The following is a 17,519-nucleotide window of genomic DNA, read 5'->3' as shown; positions in this document are numbered from 1 at the left end:
TCCGTCAGCGCAGTTCGACGTTCACCACCCCCGGCGCGGCCCGCACGGCGTTGGCGACCTGCTGGTTGACCGGATAGCGCCCCGGCAATTCGATCTCGACCTCCTGGGCGCCGTCGTCGAGGATCATCACCAGCGAAACCTTGCCGTCGGCGCGCACGCCCTCGCGCGGCTTCACCCGCTCGGCGATCGAGGGCAGCGCCTTGTCGTCGCGCAGGAAGATGCAGAGATCCTGCTTCTGCCGGCCGGCGAGGTCATCGAGCCGCTCGACGTCCTCGATGCGCGGGCGGACCTCCTCGCCATCCAGCACCGCCGAGAGCCTGAGCACCAGCGCGGCGCCGGGCTCCAGCAGGTCGCGATAGCGCTGCAGGCCCTCCGAGAACAGGATCGCCTCGAACTGCCCGGTCGGATCGGAGAGCTGCACGATGCCCATCTTGTTGCCGGACTTGGTCCGCCGCTCCGACTTGTCGATGACCGAGGCGGCGACCTTGGCGATCGAGGTGCCGCTGGCGCGGACATTGCGGGCGAAATCGGCATAGCTCTGCACCCGCAGGCGCTTCAGCACATGCTCGTAATCGTCGAGCGGGTGGCCGGAGAGGAAGAAGCCGACGGCCTCGTGCTCGCGCTGCAGCCGCTCGGCCGGCGCCCAGGGCTCGAAAGGCGGGATGCGGAAGGCCTCGGCGTTCCCGCCGCTGCCGAGCATGTCGAGCTGCCCGGCTGCGGCCTCGTCGCGAACGCGGTTCGAGAGCGCGAGCATGCCGTCGACCGCGGCCATCGCCCTGGCCCGCTCCGGCTCGATCTCGTCGAGCGTGCCGGCGCAGATCAGCGCCTCGATCGTGCGCCGGTTGACCAGCCGCGTGTCGATCCGGCGGGCGAAATCGGCGAGGTCGCGGAACGGGCCGTCCTTGGCGCGCGCCGTGACGATCGATTCCACCGCGGCGCGGCCGACCCCCTTGATCGCGCCGAGCGCATAGCGGATCGCCCCGTCGGCGACGTCGAAATCGACGCCCGAGCGGTTGATCGAGGGCCGCTCGACCTTGATGCCGAGCCGCTCGGCCTCGCGCCGGAATTCCGAGAGCTTGTCGGTGTTGCCGATGTCGAGCGTCATCGAGGCGGCGATGAACTCGACCGGGTAGTTGGCCTTGAGATAGGCGGTCTGGAAGGCGACGACGGCATAGGCCGCCGCATGGCTCTTGTTGAAGCCGTAATCGGCGAACTTCGCCAGCAGGTCGAAGATCTCGGAGGCCAGCTCCTTCTTCAGGCCCGCCTCGATCGCGCCCTTCACGAAACGGTCGCGCTGGGCGTCCATCTCGGCCTTGATCTTCTTGCCCATGGCGCGGCGCAGCAGGTCCGCTTCGCCGAGCGAATAGCCCGAGAGCGCCTGCGCCACCTGCATCACCTGTTCCTGGTAGACGATGATGCCGTGGGTCTCGGACAGGAACGGCTCCATGCCGGGATGGAGATAGGTCGGCTCTTCCAACCCGAGCTTGCGCCGGCAATAGGTCGGGATGTTGTCCATCGGGCCGGGGCGGTAGAGCGCGACCAGCGCGATCAGGTCCTCGATCCGGTCGGCCTTCATCTCGACCAGCGCCTTGCGCATGCCGACCGATTCCACCTGGAAGACGCCGACCGTCTCGCCCCGCGCCAGCATCTCGTAGGTCTTGGGGTCGTCGAAGGGCAATTGCGCGAGATCGATCGCGATGCCGCGCTGCGCGATCAGGCGCACGGCGATGGTCAGCGTCGTCAGCGTCTTCAGGCCGAGGAAGTCGAACTTCACCAGCCCGGCCTGCTCGACCCATTTCATGTTGAACTGGGTGACGCGCATCCCGGTGCGCGGATCGACCGAGAGCGCGACGAGCTGCTCCAGCGGCCGGTCGCCGATGACCACGCCGGCGGCGTGGGTCGAGGCGTGGCGGTGCAGACCCTCGAGCTTCTGGGCGATTTCGAGCAGGCGGGCCACGACCGGCTCCTCGGCCGCGGCCTCCTGCAGCTTCGGCTCGCCGGCGATCGCCTCCGGCAGGGTGATCGGCTTGGCCGGATTCTGCGGCACCAGCTTGGTCAGCTTGTCGACCTGGCCGTAAGGCATCTCCAGCACGCGGCCGACATCGCGCAGCACGCCGCGCGCCTGCAGGGTGCCGAAAGTGATGATTTGGGCGACGCGCTCCTCGCCATAGCGGTTCTTGACGTAGTCGATCACCTCTTCACGCCGGTACTGGCAGAAGTCGATGTCGAAATCCGGCATCGAGACGCGGTCGGGATTGAGGAAGCGCTCGAACAGCAGGCCGAAGCGCAGCGGATCGACATCGGTGATGGTCAGGGCATAGGCGACGAGCGAGCCGGCGCCCGAACCGCGGCCCGGCCCGACCGGGATGTCGTGCGCCTTGGCCCATTTGATGAAGTCCGAGACGATCAGGAAGTAGCCCGGAAATTTCATCCGGGTGATAATCCCCAGCTCGAAATCGAGCCTCTTGTCGTAGTCCGCGACGGTGAAGCCGTCCGCCGGCCCATGCTTCGCCAGCCGCGCCGCGAGGCCGGCCCGCGCCTGCACTTCCAGCTCCTCCGCCTCGTCGCGCCCCTCCTCGCCGAAGCGCGGCAGGATCGGCTTGCGCGTGCCGACGCGCCAGGAGCAGCGCCTGGCGATCTCGACGGTCGCGGCCAGCGCCTCCGGCAGATCGGCGAAGCGGCGCCTCATCTCCTCGCGGCCGGCGAAATAATGCGCCGGCGTCACCCGCCGGCGCTCGCCGTCCGAGAGCAGCCTGCCCTCCGCCACGGCGAGCAGCGCGTCATGCGCCTCGAAATCGGCGGGCTTGCCGAAGAACGGCTCGTTGGTGGCGACGATCGGCAGGTCGTTGTCATAGGCGAGCCTGAGCAGGCCGGCCTCGACGGCGGGCCCGTCCTCGCGCTCGTGGCGCTGGATCTCGACATAGAGCCGATCGCCGAAGATCGCCTCGAGGCGCCTCAGCCGCGCCTCGGCCTGCGCCGGCTGGCCCGCCCGCAGGACGAGGTCGAGCGGTCCGCCGGCCCCCCCGGTCAGCGCGATCAGATCGGCGTGATGGCTGGCGAGGTAGTCGATCCCGGCGACCGGGCTGCCGGCGCCGGCGGCGAGGCAGGCCTGCGTCACCAGCTTCATCAGGTTGCCGTAGCCGGCCTTGCTGGTCGCCAGCAGCACGAGATGCGGCGTGACGCTCTGCACGGGCCTGCGCCCGCTCGTATCCTCGTCGGCGAAGTCGACCGAGAGCTGGACCCCGGCGATCGGCTGGATGCCGGAGCTCGCCAGCTTCTCGGAGAATTCGAGCGCCCCGAACAGATTGTTGGTATCGGTCAGCGCCATGGCCGGCTGGCCGTCGCCGGCCGCCAGCTTGGCGAGGGTGCCGACCTGGATCGCGCCCTCGAGCAGCGAGTAGCTCGAATGGACATGGAGATGGACGAAGCCGACCTCGTCCTGAACCAGCCTGTCGTCTTTGCGGTCGGTCATCGCGCCCTCCGGCGCGTCCCCGGTCAGCCGATAGGCCGAGCGGGCGGATGCGCGCCGATTCCTGATCCCGGAGCATGCTCCGAAGCGGTTATTGCGCGCCATGCCGTCCCGGTCGAGCCGCCCTGCATGTCAGGCTGTGGACATGCCGGCGAGGGCTCGCCGCTCGCCGCCGGGCGGGGGGTCAGACGTGCGGCCCGGAGGCGAGCGCGGCCCAGACCCAGATCATTCCGACGAAGAGCGCGAGCGCGAGGAATTCGGCGGCTCCGGCCATCAGCTTGCGTGCGATCAGCATGTCCGATCTCCCATGTTCTCTGTGTGTATGATCTTAGTTTCCTGTTTGTTCTCGTCAACATCGCGCAGCCGATGGCTCTCGGTCGATGCGGCATGCGGTTAACGGGGATTTACCGACGCTGCGAAAGCGTTAACGCCGACTCGCCGGCGCGGCCGTCGCGCGGGACAGAACTCGCCACGGCCGTCGACGGCCGATCGAGCCGGCGCGGCGGAGCGCTTCGGCTCAGCCGGCGACGCGGGCCGCCTGCGCCGTCCGGTCTTCGATCAGGCACAGCAGCATGCGCGGCTCGCCGTCCTGGCCGGCCACCGGCAGGCGCCTGACCCCGATCCGCCGCCTGCCGTTTCCCGGCGTCTCGACGGTCCGCATCGCGATCGTGGTGTCGGCGTCGGCCTGCTGGATCCGGCGGTCCTCGCGCTCGATCCATTCGGCGGTCGCGGCATCGAACACATCGCGCGCCGTCCGCCCGATCATCTCGGAGCGGGCGATGCCGAACAGGGCTTCGGCCGCACGATTGACGAAGACATAGCGGAGGGTGACCGCATCCTTGGCGACGATCGCCTCGTCGGTGGCTTCGACGATCGCGGCGAGCAGCTGCTCCGTGCGCTCGAGCGAGCGCTGCAGGTGCCGCTGCTCGGTGAAGTCCTCATGCGTCGAGACCCAGCCGGTGCCGCCGTTCATCGGGCGCTCGACGACGCGGATCACGCGCCCGTCCTTCAGTTCGACATGCTTGACGGCGGGCCGGCCCTGCTCGATCCGCGAGAGGATGCTCTCGACATAGCTCTCGACGTCGCCGGAGAATGTGCCGGCCTCGGCCCGGAGCCTGAGCAGGTCGTGGATGGTCAGGCTCGACGGCGGCAGATCCGGCGGCAGCCGGTAGATCTTCCGATAGGACTGGTTCATCAGGACGACCTTGCCCTCCAGATCGAGCATCATCAGCCCGGGCATCATGCTGTTGATCGCCGCCAGCAGGTGGCGTTTGCTCTCCTGAAGCTGGATTTCGAGATTGTCCCGCTGCCGCGAGCTCGTCCGTTCGAGCCGCCGCAGCTCCTGGTTGCGGACCAGCGTGTCCTGCAGTTGCTGCACCGCCCGGCCGAGCTTGCCCACCTCGTCGAGCCGCTCGCTGTGCGGCACGGTGACCACGACCCTGCCGGCCGCGATGCGGTCGGCGGTGTCGGTGATCTCGTGCAGCGGCGCGATCAGCGACCTGCGGATCACCGTGCTGACATAGCCGGCGAGGCCGAGCGCGAGGAGGCCGAGCAGGACGATCAGCCAAGTCACCAGCCAGGCGCGCTCGGTCAGAGCGGCGATCTCGTCGGCTCGCCGCGCATAGATCTGCCCGAGCGCCTCGAGATCGGCGTTGAGGGCCGCCCTGGTCGTGCGGTTGGCTTCGTTGTCGCCCCATTCGCGCCCGGCGGCCTGGCCGAAGGCGGTGGCGCGCCGGACCAGCTCGATCCGGAACCGGATGAAGTCCGCGATGCGGGTCTTGAAGGCAGCGAAGAGCGCCGCGTCGTCGCTCCGGACGATCCTCTCCCAGCCCTCGACGACATCGGCGAGCTCGCGACTGCGCCGCAGCAGGTTCTCGCCGTAGCGCGCCGACGCCGCCGGATCGCTCGACATGTAGATGCCGCGCGATTCCATCACGACGGCGTAGATCAGACCGTTCGCCCGCTCGATCGCGGCGGCCGAGCGCGACGTCAGGCCGAGCTTGTCCTGGTAGTCCGCCTGCTGCCGGAGGGAGATGATCGCCACCGTGACCAGAAGGCAGACCACCGCGAAGAAGGCGCAGCTCCCGGCATAGACCCGATGGCGCAGGCTGACGGCCCGCAGGCGCTCGAGGATATGGCGCTGCACCATGTCAGCGACCTCCGGTTGAGGAGGCGCACTGCTGCACGGAAATCCCTAAGACTCGGTTTCGCCCGAGCCGGGCAGCGGCGACGCCCCGGCTCCCAGGCCCGCCAGCATGGTGGCGATGGCGCGCGGCTCGATCTCCCGAGGCGGTTCGTCGAACGCGGCGCGATAGTAGTCGAGCATGCTGAGCTGCTCGAAATTGTTCCAGGTCTCCTCGTCGCTCATCGCCTGGCTGCGGTCCTCGAGGTTGAGGATCATGCCGTAGTCGTCCGGGCCTTCGCCGTAGATCAGGGGCGGCGGCAACGGCTCGGAACGCAATTCGCGCTCGGCTGCGGCGATCGCCGCCAGGGCCCCCGGCACCCAGACGCGATGATAGGCCTCGGCGACGTCGCGCTCCGGCTCGCCCGTGCCGACCAGCACGGCGCGGCAGGCCGCGGCGAAGCTGTCGACCATGCCGTTGCGCTCGGCCAGCCGGTCGGCGGCGTTGTAGTTGGCGTGGATCGGCTCGACATAGGCGAACTCGTTCTGCAGGAGCCGCGCCGGCTCGCCCTGCAGGAAGAGCCAGGGATAGGCGTTGTCGATCAGGATCTGCCCCGGCAGCAGATGCGCGGCCTGGTCGTCGCCGGAGGCGCTGAAGAACTGCTGCTCGGCGCCCTTGCAGGTCACGTTCGGATTGGCCGTCAGCGGCAGCCCGCGCCGGCCCGGCATCCGGATCGCCGCCATGTAGCCCAGCACCTTGGCGACCCGCGCATTGCGCGAGCGGCCGTGCCAGAGCGCCGTCTGCGTGTCGGAGGTGAAGCGCTGGACCCGCAGCAGGCGGAAGCGCTCATGGGCCGAGACGGCCCGGTCGGGGGAGCGGCGGCGGCCCATTTCAGCCGCCGATGATCACGGTCGGCTCGCCCATGGCGATCTTGTTCGGCGGCCCCACCGCCTCGATGATCGTGTCGCCCATGCGGCAGGCCGGAAGCCCGTTGATCAGAACGGTTTGCGAGCCGTCGACCACCACGCCGGGGCCGTGCGGCGGGATCGGCAGCGGCGTCGCGCAGAGATGGATGTCGGCGCCGCCGGCGGCGCCGGAGATCATCGAGCCCATGCTGGCCGCCGCCGCGGCCTTGGTCGTCTCCTCCGCCGCCTTGGCCGCCGGAGCGCCGGGCGTGCCCGCCGCCGCGAGCGTCGCCGCCTCGGCGGCCTGGATCGTCGCGTCGGACGTCGCCTTGGCGGACTGGATCGCCGCCGCGGCTGCGGCCGGGACGCCGCGCCAGGCGAGTTTGCCTCCGATGATCACATTAGGGCTGCCGGGACCCGGCTGCAGGACGCCGGGCAGCGGATGGATGACGGGATCGAGAATGCGCGCGGCGGGGCCAGTCGGCATGGGACACCTTCACGGATCGCTCGGCCCGGAGCTTCGCTCCGGCCGGCCGGGCAAGTCAAACGAAGGGGCTCGCCGCGGTGAACCGGGTCTTGTGGCCGGCAGAGGCGGTCTTGCCCGCCCTACTCCAATGGTGACGCTCGGGAACGAGCTGTTATATGCTCCCGTCAGGCCTTGAGATAGCGAGAACCGGATGTCGTGGTACAGTAAGGTCGTCTGGTCCGAAGGCTTGTTCCTGCGGCCGCATCATCTGCAGCAGAACGATCGCTATCTCGAGAATCTGCTGGAGAATCGCGTCCGCCAGATCACGCCCTATCCGTGGGGCTTCTCGGTGCTCGAGATCGACCGCGACCTGGCTCAGCAGAGCCGCATCGGGCTCAGGCGCGCCGTCGGCGTGATGCCGGACGGCACGCCCTTCGCGATGCCGGACAATTCCCCGCTGCCCCCGGCGATCGAGGTGCCGGAGAATGCCGCCGGCCAGCTCGCCTGGCTGTCGCTGCCGCTGGCCGCCTCCAACACCCGCGAGGTCGAGGACAGCCTGAGCGGCTCGGCCAGCCGCTTCTATCCGGCGACCGAGATGCTGATCGATTCGACCGCCTCGCTGCGCGTCGAGGAGGAGATCGACATCGCCCATCCGCGCTTCGGCCTGGAACTGCGCAAGACCGGCAAGCCGGGCTTCGTCGGCCTGGCGCTCGGGCGCATCCTCGAAGTGCGCGACCGCGCCATCCTGTTTGACGAGAAGTTCGCCCCGCCGGTGCTGCTCTGCTCGGCCCATCCGGTCGTCGACGGCTGGATGGACCGGGTCATCGGCTGGATCGACAACAAGCTCGAGGAGCTCGCCCGCTACGCCGCCGATCCGACCGCCGGCGGAGGCCTGCAGAGCGCCGACTACTTCATCCTGCAACTGCTCAACCGGCACATCCCGGTGCTGAAGCACATGCGCGGCTCGCGTTTCGTCCATCCGGAGCGCCTGTTCGTTACCCTGCTCGCCATCGCGGGGGAGCTCGCGACCTTCACCACCGCCGAACGCCGCGCCCGCGACTATCCGGCCTATGACCATGACGACCTGGAAGGCTGCTTCACCCCGGTGGTGCGCGACATCCAGGACTTCCTGTCGGCCCAGCTCGGCCGCCGCGCCATCCGGCTCGAGATCGTCGAGCGCGCCCCGAACGCCTTCATGTCGACGATCCGCGACCGGGCGCTGATGCGCAATGCGACGCTGATCCTGGAGGTGGCGGCGCGCCGGCCCCTCACCGAGATCCAGTCGCAGTTCCCGCACCTGTTCAAGGTCGGCCCCAACACCAAGATGAACGAGATCGTCCACGCCCATCTGCCGGGCATCAATCTCGTCCACCTGCCGACGCCGCCGCCCCAGATCCGGGCGCTGACCGATCACGTCTATTTCTATCTCGACCGCACCTCACCGCTCTGGCCGGAATTCAGCACGGCGAGCTCGATCGGCATGCATTTCTCCGGCGACTGGCCCGATCTCGAAATGGAGCTCTGGGCCGTGCTGGAGGGCAGGCGATGAGCAACGACGGCTCCGATCCGTTCGGCCGCTCGGACCGGACCTTCATCCGGCCGAACCCGGCCGGACGGCGCGTGCCGCCGCCCTCGCGCCCGGCACCGGGAGCGCCGGGCCAGCCGCCGCAGGGCCAGCCCTACCCGCCGCCGAACGCGCCCTATGCGCCGCCTGCAGGCTATCCGCCGCAGGGCTCGCCCTATGCCCCTTCCGGCGCGCCGCAATACCCGCAATCGGCGCCCTCGCCCGGCGTGCCGGGCGGCGACGAATGGATGGCGACGCCGCAGCCGCGGCCGAGCGCGCCGCCGCCGCCACAGCCGGGCTATGTGCCTCAGCCTCTGCCGAAGCGCGAGCAGATGCTGACGCCGAACACCAATCCGCTGCTCAAGGCGGCCGGCCCGCTGCTGCTGCTGCTCGGACGCCTGCGCGCCAATCTCTCATCCGCGCCGGCGACGCAGATGATCGGCCAGGTCGGCGAGACGATCGAGGCCTTCGATCACGAGGTGCGGGCGGCGGGCTTCACCGCCGAGCAGGCGCGCACGGCGAAATACATCATCTGCGCCTTCGCCGACGACATCGTCCAGAACATCCCGGGCGAGGACCGCCATGTCTGGACCCAGTACAGCATGCTCTCGCGCTTCTTCGGCGAGCGCATCGGCGGCGTGCGCTTCTTCGAGGAGCTCGAGCGCGCCAAGAAGGATCCGAGCGTCAATTACGACCTGCTCGAGCTGATGCATGTCTGCCTGGCGCTCGGCTTCGAGGGCGTGCACCGCACCTCGGCCGGCGGTGCCGCCAACCTGCAGATGATCCAGCGCAGCCTGTTCGAGACGCTGCGCCGGGTGAAGCAGCCCGATCCGGAACTGTCGCCGCGCTGGCAGGGCCAGGCGCTCGCCTCGCGCGTCGCCGGCTTCAGGGTCCCGGTCTGGTCGGTCGCCGCCGTGGCGGCGGTCGCCGTGCTCGGCCTCTATTTCATCTTCCGCGCCCTGCTGGGCGGCAATGCCGAAGCCTCGGCCAGCGCGCTGCTCACGGTCCATCCCAAGGGCGACATCGAGATCGTCCGCAAGGTCGCCGCCAGGCCGCCGCCGCCCCTGCCGCCACCGGCGCAGCCGCCGAAGGTCTGCGGCACGGTCAAGCCGCCGATCACCTGCCAGGTGACGCCGAACCTGATCATCGTGCGCCTGGTCGACATCACCCTGTTCGAACCCGGCCAGGCCGTGGTGCGCGACGAGTTCCGCCCGCTGATCGAGCGCATCTCCGCCGTGCTCAACGAGGAAGGCGGCGCGATCAAGGTCGTCGGCCACACCGACTCGCAGCCGATCCGGACGGCACGCTTCCCCTCCAACCTGCAGCTGTCGCAGGCGCGCGCCGTCGCCGTCGGCGATCTCCTGAAAAGCAAGCTGAACCAGCCAAACCGGATCAGCACCGAGGGCAAGGGGCCCGACGCGCCGATCGACACCAACGCAACCCAGGCCGGACGGGCGAAGAACCGGCGCGTCGAGATCCTGATCCAGCGCAACGGCTAGGACGGACGACGATGCAGGAGACGGATCGACCATGAACCTCGCGACATGGCTCAGGATCGCAGCCATTCTGGTCGGCGCGCTGGCGCTGGCGCTGCTGATCTGGTTCGGCGGCCCGTTCGTCGCCTTCGGCGAGGTGCGCCCGTTCGAATCGCTCTGGGTCAGGCTGCCGGTCGCGCTGCTGTTGCTGCTGGGCGCGCTCGGCTGGATCGCCTGGATCGTGATCAGCCGGCGCAAGGCCGTCGCCGCGCTTTCCGAGGCGATGGCCAGGGAAGAAGCCCAGACCGGCGACGGCGCGGCGCTCGGCGCGGCCATGCGCGACGCCCTGGCGACGCTGCGGCGGACCCGCGGCAAGGATGGCGGCGATTATCTCTACGACCTGCCCTGGTATGTGATCATCGGCCCGCCGGGCGCCGGCAAGACTACGGCGCTGGTCAATTCCGGGCTGAAATTTCCCCTCGCCCGCGGCGGCCAGACGCCCGCGGCCGTCGCCGGCAGTGGCGGCACCCGCTATTGCGACTGGTGGTTCGCCGAGGAAGCGGTGCTGATCGACACCGCCGGCCGCTACACCACCCAGGACACCGACAGCAGGGCGGAGCGGGCGAGCTGGCTCTCCTTCCTCGACCTGCTCAAGGCCAACCGGCCGCGCCAGCCGATCAACGGCGTCATGGTCGCGATCAGCGTCGAGGACTTGCTGACCTCCTCGCAGGAGGAGGTCGCCGCCCATGCCGAGGCGATCCGGGCGCGCCTGCTCGAGCTGCACGAGCGGCTCAAGATCGACTTCCCTGTCTATGCGGTCTTCACCAAGGCCGACCTGATCGCCGGCTTCAACGAGTTCTTCGCCGCGCTCTCCGAGCCGCAGCGCCGCATGGTCTGGGGCCACACCTTCCAGACCGTCGACAAGACCCGCAACATGATCGGCGACGTGCCGCCCGAATTCGACGCTCTGATCGAGCGGCTGAACGAGCGCCTGTCCGACCGCCTGCAGGACGAGCATAATCCGACCGCACGCGCCCGGCTGTTCGGCCTGCCGAGCCAGATGGCGGCGCTGAAGCCGACCATCGTCGATTTCCTCGGCCGCGTCTTCGAGCCGACGCGCTATCAGTCGAGCGCGACGCTGCGCGGCTTCTACTTCACCTCCGGCACCCAGGAAGGCACGCCGATCGACCAGTTGATCGGCGCGCTCTCCCGCAATTTCGGCAGCGAGCACGCCGATTCCGGCGCCTATTCTGGCCGTGGCAAGAGCTTCTTCCTGACCGATCTGATCCAGAAGGTGATCATCGGCGAATCCGGCTGGGTCTCGACCGACCTGCGTGCCGCGCGCCGCGCGACCCTGCTGCGCATCGCCGGCTTCGGCGCCGTCGCGCTGGTCTCGCTGGCGCTGGGCGGCATGTGGTGGACGAGCTATGCGCGCAACAGCGACCTGATCAACCAGACCAATTACGCCCTCGCCGACTATCGCTCCAGCGCCGCCCCGGTGCTGCAGGAGACCACGCTCTCCGACCGCAATTTCAGCCGCATCCTGCCGCTGCTGCACAAGCTGCGGCATATGCCGGCCGGCTATGCCGACAAGGACGAGCCGACGCCGGTGGCCGCCACCTTCGGCCTCAGCCAGCGCGAGCGCCTGCAATCGGCGACGCAGGAGAGCTATCATCAGGCGCTGGAGCGGCTGCTGCGCTCGCGCATCGTCTTCCGGCTCGAGGAGCAGCTCGAGGCCAACGTCAACAATCCCGGCTTCATCTACGAGGCTCTCAAGGTCTATCTGATGGTCGGCGGCCGTGCCCCGCTCGACCGCGACCTCGTGCTCGCCTGGATGCGGCAGGACTGGGCCGAGAATCTCTTCCCCGGCGCCGCCAATGCCAAGGGCCGCGAGGCGCTGGAGGAGCATCTCGTCGCGCTGCTCGATCTCGACGACGGAGCTGAGCCGGTGGTCAAGCTCAACCAGCCGCTGATCGAGAGCAGCCAGCGTACGCTGCGCCGGCTCAGCATCGCCGAGCGCGCCTATGAACTGCTGCGCACGCAGGGGCGCAACGCCAGCCGCGACTGGGTCGCGGCGATCCGCGGCGGCTCCGATGCCCGGCTGGTTTTCGAGGGCGTCTCCGGCGAGGACCTCGACTCGATCAGGGTGCCCTTTTTCTACACCTATGACGGCTTCCAGAGCGCCTTCGTCGACCGGCTCGGCGATATCGGCGAACGCATCGAGAAGGAGCGCTGGGTGCTCGGCGACAATGCCGACCAGGCGGCGATCACCTCGCAATATGCCAACCTGTTCCAGGACCTGCTCAAGCTCTATGCCCGCGACTTCACCGCCTCCTGGCAGCGGGCCCTGCGCCGGCTGAAGCTGCGGCCCCTCAACGCCGACAAGCCGAAATATGTCGCGCTCTCGGCCATCGCCGCGCCGACCTCGCCCTTCAAGCAATTGCTCGAATCGATCCGCGACGAGACGCAATTGACCAAGGAGCGGGCGGCGAAGCGGCCCGCGGCGGCGCAGGCCGCCGAGAAGATGGCGGGCCAGGTCGCCGACAAGGCCGCCAAGACCCTGGAGGAGCGCGCCAATTATTCGCTCAGCCGGCTCGGCACCAGCCTGCCGCTCAGCGCGCCCGGGGTCGACAGGGTGCTCTCCGGCGGCGGCGAGGCGCTCGGCGGCAACATCGAGGCGCAGTTCAAGGCCTTCCACGTTCTGGTCGAGGGCGATGGCGGCAAGCGGCCGGTCGATCAGGCGTTGCAGATCTTCGCCGAGATCAACCAGAACCTCGCCATGGCCGCGACAACGCCTGGACAGGCGGCCGCCGCCAATGCCGCGCTGGTGCCGCTGATCGCCTCGCTGCGCGGCAACTCCTCGCGCTATCCGGCGCCGTTCGACGCGATGATCGTCGCCGCGGTCAACGATTTCGAGGGAGACGCGACCGGCGCCACGGTCTCGCTGCTCCGGCAGGCGCTCGCCAGCGACGTCGCGCGCCAATGCGCCGACATCCTGACCAACCGCTACCCCTTCGTGAAGGGCTCGACGCGCGAGGTGCCGCTCACCGCCTTCGCCAGCCTGTTCGCCCCCGGCGGCACCATGGACAAGTTCACCAAGGAGCGGCTCGACCCCTATATCGACAAGTCCGGCCAGAACTGGAGCTGGCGCCAGGACAGCCGGGTCGCGCGCGCGCTCTCGCCGACGACGCTGCGCGAGTTCCAGCGCGCCAGCGATATCCGCGAGGCCTTCTTTCCGACCGGCGGCAACCTGCCGAACTTCCAGATGGTGGTGGTGCCGACGGCGCTCTCCTCGGACGCGCAGAGCGCCAAGCTCGAGATCAACGGCTTCACCGTGGCCAGCCAGCAGGGCGTCAACACGCCGACACCGGTGATGTGGCCGGGCGCCGGGCTCAAGAAGACCTCGATCACCCTGTCGATCGGCGGCGCCAGCAACAATGCCGGCGGCATCTTCGGCGGCGGCTTCTTCTCCAGCAGCCCGGCCCCGGCGGCGGCGAGCGAGGTCAAGCTGTTCGAGCGCGACGGCGACTGGTCGTTCTTCCGGCTGCTCGATGCCGGCTCGGTGCTGCGCCAGGGCGACAATGTCGTGTTCACGCTCGCAGCCGGCGGCCGCCAGGTCGGCTATCAGTTCGGCGTCGGCTCGCTGAAGAACCCGCTGGTGCTGCCGGCACTGCGCGACATTCGCTGTCCGACGGGAATTTAAGCGCTCCTAACGGAATCTGGAGGGGGCTCGATGGGCCTTGGAGGAGACGAATGCCAGGAGAAGCGCGCAGCCGATACCCTTCGGTATCGGCGAGTCGTTTCGACGCCGCAGGCGGCCCTCGAAGGCCCACCTTCGGCGCCGGGAATTCGCCCGCCCGCGGCGTCGCGTCGCTTGCCGATACCCTGGGTATCGGCTTCACACCGCTCCTGGCGGATCGGACGAATTGCCGGCGTCGAGCCCCCTCCAGATTCCGTTAGGAGCGCTTAGATGAGCTGCGGGTTGTTCGGGAAGCTGCCGGGCAAGCGGGACTTCATCGCGCTGAATGCGCCGACGACCTTCCTGTCGGCCTACGAGCCCTGGCTCCAGGGCGGGCTCACCGCCAGCCGGCTCGCGCTCGGCGCCGGCTGGCAGGACGCCTTCCTGAACGCCCCGATCTGGCGTTTCTGGTTCGGCGGCGCCTTCTGTGGCACGACGGTCGCCGGAGCCTTCATGCCGTCCGTCGACGGCATCGGCCGCTATTTCCCGCTGACCGTCTTCGCCCTCGCCGGCCCCGGCGCCGCGATTCCGCCGCCGGAGCTCGACCCGCAGGACGGCTGGTTCGCGCAGGCCGAAGATTTCCTCTTGCGCGCGCTCGAGCCGGAGGCGAGCTTCGAAGCGGTCGCGCAGGCGCTGGGCGGGCTCGTCATGCCGAATGACGACCTCATGGCGGCTCCGCCCGCCGACATGGTCAGGCTCTCCGACGGCACGATCGTCAGCGCGCTCGATTCCGCCACCTTCCCGGCCCGGCTCTCGGCGCTGCGCATCGAGGATCACAGCCGCTCCTACGCCCATGCCAGCTATCTCTGGACCATCGGCGGCGACGATTTCGAGCCGCTCGCCCTCGTCAGCCAGAGCCTGCCGAGCCCTTACCTCTTCACCGGGCTCCTGACCGGGCGCTTCGACGCCTTCCTCGGCGCGGGATCGGCGGCATGAACGAGGTCCGCCCCGGCCTGGCCTTCGAGACGGGGTCGGTCAGCCATGCCGGGCGCGTGCGCAGCCATAACGAGGACAATCTGGTGCTGCGGCCTGAAATCGGGCTCTGGGCCGTGGCCGACGGCATGGGCGGGCACCGGAACGGGGCGATGGCGAGCGCGACCGTGGCGGCGAGCCTCGCCGCCATCGGCCCGGCCGCCTCCGCCGCCGAACTGCTCGAGCGGCTCGAGCGCGGCGTGCTCGAGGCCAATGCGGAACTGCGCCGCAAGATCCGCGAGCATGACGGCGCGACGATGGGCTCGACGCTCGCCGTGCTGCTCGCCCACGACCGCCATTTCGCCTGCGTCTGGTCGGGCGACAGCCGCATCTATCTCGTCCGCGGCGGGCGGATCACCCAGGTCTCGCGCGACCATACCGAGGCGCAGGACATGATCGAGCGCGGCCTGCTCACCGTCGAGGAGGCGCGGACCTGGCCGCGGCGGCACGTCATCACCCGCGCCATCGGCGTGCATGATCGGCCCGAGCTCGAGATCGACCATGGCGAACTGGAGAACGGCGACGTCTTCGTGCTCTGCTCGGACGGGCTGACCGACCATGTCCGCGACGAGGAGATCCTGCGCGCGACGATACGGGGCGGGGCGCAGGCCGCCTGCGACGCGCTGCTGGCGCTGACGCTCGAACGCGGCGCCAGCGACAATGTCACCGTCATCGTGGTGCGCTATCATCGCGACGGCGGAAGCGAGAAGACGCGCTGGGTGCCGAACATGCGCCAGCGCAGGAGCGACGCGCCATGAGCGACCCCGACCGCACCGTCTTCATGCCGCGCACCGGCCTCGCGCCGGGTGTGCGGCTCAACGGCATCTACGAGATCGAGCGCCTGATCGCGACCGGCGGCATGGGCGAGGTCTACCAGGGCCGCGCCATCCAGACCGGCGACGCCGTCGCGATCAAGATCGTGCGCTCGGACATGGCCCAGGACGCCAATGTCCTCACCCTGTTCCGCAACGAGGCGGCGGCGCTGCACAATCTCTACAACGAGGCGATCGTCCGCTACTATGTCTTCACCGTCGATCCGGCGACGCAGGCGACCTATCTCGCCATGGAGTTCGTCGACGGCCAGTCGCTCTCCGACCGGCTGAAGCAGGGCCCGCTGCCCTTCGAGGAGGTCGACCTGCTGCGCCGGCGCATCGCCTCGGGCCTGCACGCCGCCCACCTGCTCGGCATCACCCATCGCGACGTCTCGCCGGACAACATCATCCTGCCCGGCGGCCAGGTCGCGCGCGCCAAGATCATCGATTTCGGCATCGCCAAGTCGAAGCTGGCAGAGAAGACGGTGATCGGTTCCGGCTTCGCCGGCAAATTCAACTACGTCTCGCCCGAGCAGCTCGGCCTCTACGGAGCGGAGGTCACCGGCAAGTCGGACATCTACAGCCTCGGCCTCGTGCTCGCCGAGGCGCTCGGCGGCCGCCCGCTCGACATGGGCGGGACGCAGATGCAGATCCTGGAGAAGCGCCGGCGGGTGCCGGACCTCTCGGCCATCGACAAGCGCATCCGCCCGCTGCTCGCGCGCATGCTCGCGCCCGATCCGAAGGACCGCCCGGCCGACATGGCCGAGGTCGCGGCCTGGCAGGTCAGGGGCGGTGCGAGCCCCGCCGGCGGTGGCCGCGGCTTACCCTGGACGCTGGTCGCCGGGGTCGCGGTGATCGCGCTCCTTGCCGCCGGCGGGCTGGCCGCGTGGCGAATGCTCGGCGGCACGGCTCCGAGCCAGCAGGCCATGAACGCTCCGGTGCCGTCGTTGAGCGACGAGCGGCCATCGCCGCCATCGAGCACCGGATCGAGCGCTCCTCCGCCGGAGCTCACGCCCGCGAGCCCGCCACCGGCAACGCCGGCGCCGGCACCGCAACCGGCGAGCCAGACCGAGCCGCCCGCCCTGCAGCCGCCGGCAACTCCGACGCCGGCATCGACGCAGCCGCCGCCGGCGCCGCAGCCGGCCGCGCCGGAGCTGACCTCACCCCCGGCTGCGTTGCCGCCTGCGCCCGCCCCGGATCCGAAGCCCGCCGCGATGGCTCCGCCGGCGCCCGGCCCGGAGCCCGAGCCGCGCACCGCCGCCGAGCGGACCGAGCGCTATGTCACGAGTTATGACGGCGGCGCCTGCTTCTTCCTCTGGCCGACGGCGATCGCCGACAAGCGCGCGACCATCGAAGGCTTCGGCAGCACGGCCGAGCCCTTCGTCGCCTTCGACGCCGCCTTCAAGAAGGCGCAGGGCTACGAGGCGCAGATCAGCCTGCGCTCGGTGACGACGGCGCAATGCCCGATGGTCGATTTCCTGCGCCAGCTCGGGCGCGGCATCGACCGCAGCCCGGCCATGCAGATCGGCGCCTTCACCATGCGCAGCGGCGACACGCTCTCCGGCACGGTCGAAAGCGACCCCCGCCAGCATCTCGACATTCTGCTCATCGGCGATGACGGGCTGGTCTACAATCTGGCCAATTACACGCGCCGGGAGGGCGGCAAGGCGAGCTTCAGCCTCAAGCTCGAATCGACCGGCGGCTCGGCCGCGCCGGTCCGCCCGCAGACCGTCCTCGCATTGGTCAGCCCGGCGCCGCTGCCGACGCTCGCCGGCCCCAACCCTGCCCCGGCCGGAGACGTCTTTCCCGGCCTGCGCCAGGACATCGCCCGCGCCGGCGGCAAGGTCGGCGTCGGCATCAAATATTTCCGGATCGAGTGAGTAGCCGTCATTCTCGGGCGGAGCGAAGCGCAGACCCGGGAATCTCCTGACGAGCGAGGCACCCCATGGAGCCTTCTCCAGCAAGAGATGCCCGGGTCAAGCCCGGGCATGACG

Annotated in this window: 10 protein-coding genes; 6 read left to right on the top strand and 4 right to left on the bottom strand. The window is 69.6% G+C overall.

Annotation, left to right across the window (positions count from 1 at the left end):
* Nucleotides 1–4: 4 nt before the first annotated feature.
* From dnaE to CS1GBM4_RS06140, 4 genes are all read right to left on the bottom strand, one after another.
* Nucleotides 5–3,472: a DNA polymerase III subunit alpha gene (gene dnaE / locus CS1GBM4_RS06155; protein WP_186417817.1), complete on the bottom strand. Its 3,468-nt coding sequence runs from the start codon at nucleotides 3,470–3,472 to the stop codon at nucleotides 5–7.
* Nucleotides 3,473–3,986: 514 nt separating this feature from the next.
* A complete protein-coding gene (locus tag CS1GBM4_RS06150; protein ID WP_186417816.1) occupies nucleotides 3,987–5,618 on the bottom strand; it encodes a PAS-domain containing protein in 1,632 nt (543 codons plus the stop codon).
* 45 nt (nucleotides 5,619–5,663) lie between these two features.
* Nucleotides 5,664–6,482 (bottom strand): hypothetical protein, encoded by an 819-nt coding sequence (locus CS1GBM4_RS06145; protein ID WP_186417815.1) that lies wholly within the window; start codon nucleotides 6,480–6,482, stop codon nucleotides 5,664–5,666.
* A gap of 1 nt (nucleotide 6,483) precedes the next feature.
* On the bottom strand, nucleotides 6,484–6,984 hold the full coding sequence (locus CS1GBM4_RS06140) for a PAAR domain-containing protein (RefSeq protein WP_186417814.1): 501 nt from the start codon (nucleotides 6,982–6,984) through the stop codon (nucleotides 6,484–6,486).
* A gap of 190 nt (nucleotides 6,985–7,174) precedes the next feature.
* Here CS1GBM4_RS06140 and tssK point away from each other — a divergent pair, with 190 nt between their 5' ends.
* From tssK to CS1GBM4_RS24425, 6 genes are all read left to right on the top strand, one after another.
* The gene (gene tssK, locus CS1GBM4_RS06135) at nucleotides 7,175–8,512 is read left to right on the top strand and encodes a type VI secretion system baseplate subunit TssK (RefSeq protein ID WP_186417813.1); all 1,338 of its coding nucleotides are present in this window, start codon (nucleotides 7,175–7,177) and stop codon (nucleotides 8,510–8,512) included.
* The gene (gene tssL, locus CS1GBM4_RS06130) at nucleotides 8,509–10,026 is read left to right on the top strand and encodes a type VI secretion system protein TssL, long form (protein ID WP_186417812.1); all 1,518 of its coding nucleotides are present in this window, start codon (nucleotides 8,509–8,511) and stop codon (nucleotides 10,024–10,026) included. The genes tssK and tssL overlap by 4 nt, the downstream gene beginning before the upstream one ends.
* Nucleotides 10,027–10,057: 31 nt before the next feature.
* Nucleotides 10,058–13,705, top strand: coding sequence for a type VI secretion system membrane subunit TssM (gene tssM / locus CS1GBM4_RS06125; RefSeq protein WP_186417811.1), 3,648 nt, complete (start codon nucleotides 10,058–10,060; stop codon nucleotides 13,703–13,705).
* Between the two features lie 267 nt (nucleotides 13,706–13,972).
* Nucleotides 13,973–14,677 (top strand): type VI secretion system-associated protein TagF, encoded by a 705-nt coding sequence (gene tagF, locus CS1GBM4_RS06120; RefSeq protein ID WP_186417810.1) that lies wholly within the window; start codon nucleotides 13,973–13,975, stop codon nucleotides 14,675–14,677.
* Nucleotides 14,674–15,471, top strand: coding sequence for a protein phosphatase 2C domain-containing protein (locus tag CS1GBM4_RS06115; RefSeq protein ID WP_186417809.1), 798 nt, complete (start codon nucleotides 14,674–14,676; stop codon nucleotides 15,469–15,471). Before tagF ends, CS1GBM4_RS06115 begins: the two co-directional genes overlap by 4 nt.
* Nucleotides 15,468–17,405: a serine/threonine-protein kinase gene (locus CS1GBM4_RS24425; protein WP_244607080.1), complete on the top strand. Its 1,938-nt coding sequence runs from the start codon at nucleotides 15,468–15,470 to the stop codon at nucleotides 17,403–17,405. The genes CS1GBM4_RS06115 and CS1GBM4_RS24425 overlap by 4 nt, the downstream gene beginning before the upstream one ends.
* The last annotated feature ends 114 nt before the right edge of the window (nucleotides 17,406–17,519 follow it).

Origin of the sequence: Allobosea sp. CS1GBMeth4 (assembly GCF_900185715.1) — a bacterium.
GTDB lineage: Bacteria > Pseudomonadota > Alphaproteobacteria > Rhizobiales > Beijerinckiaceae > Allobosea.
This window is presented reverse-complemented; position numbering and strand designations above follow the sequence as displayed.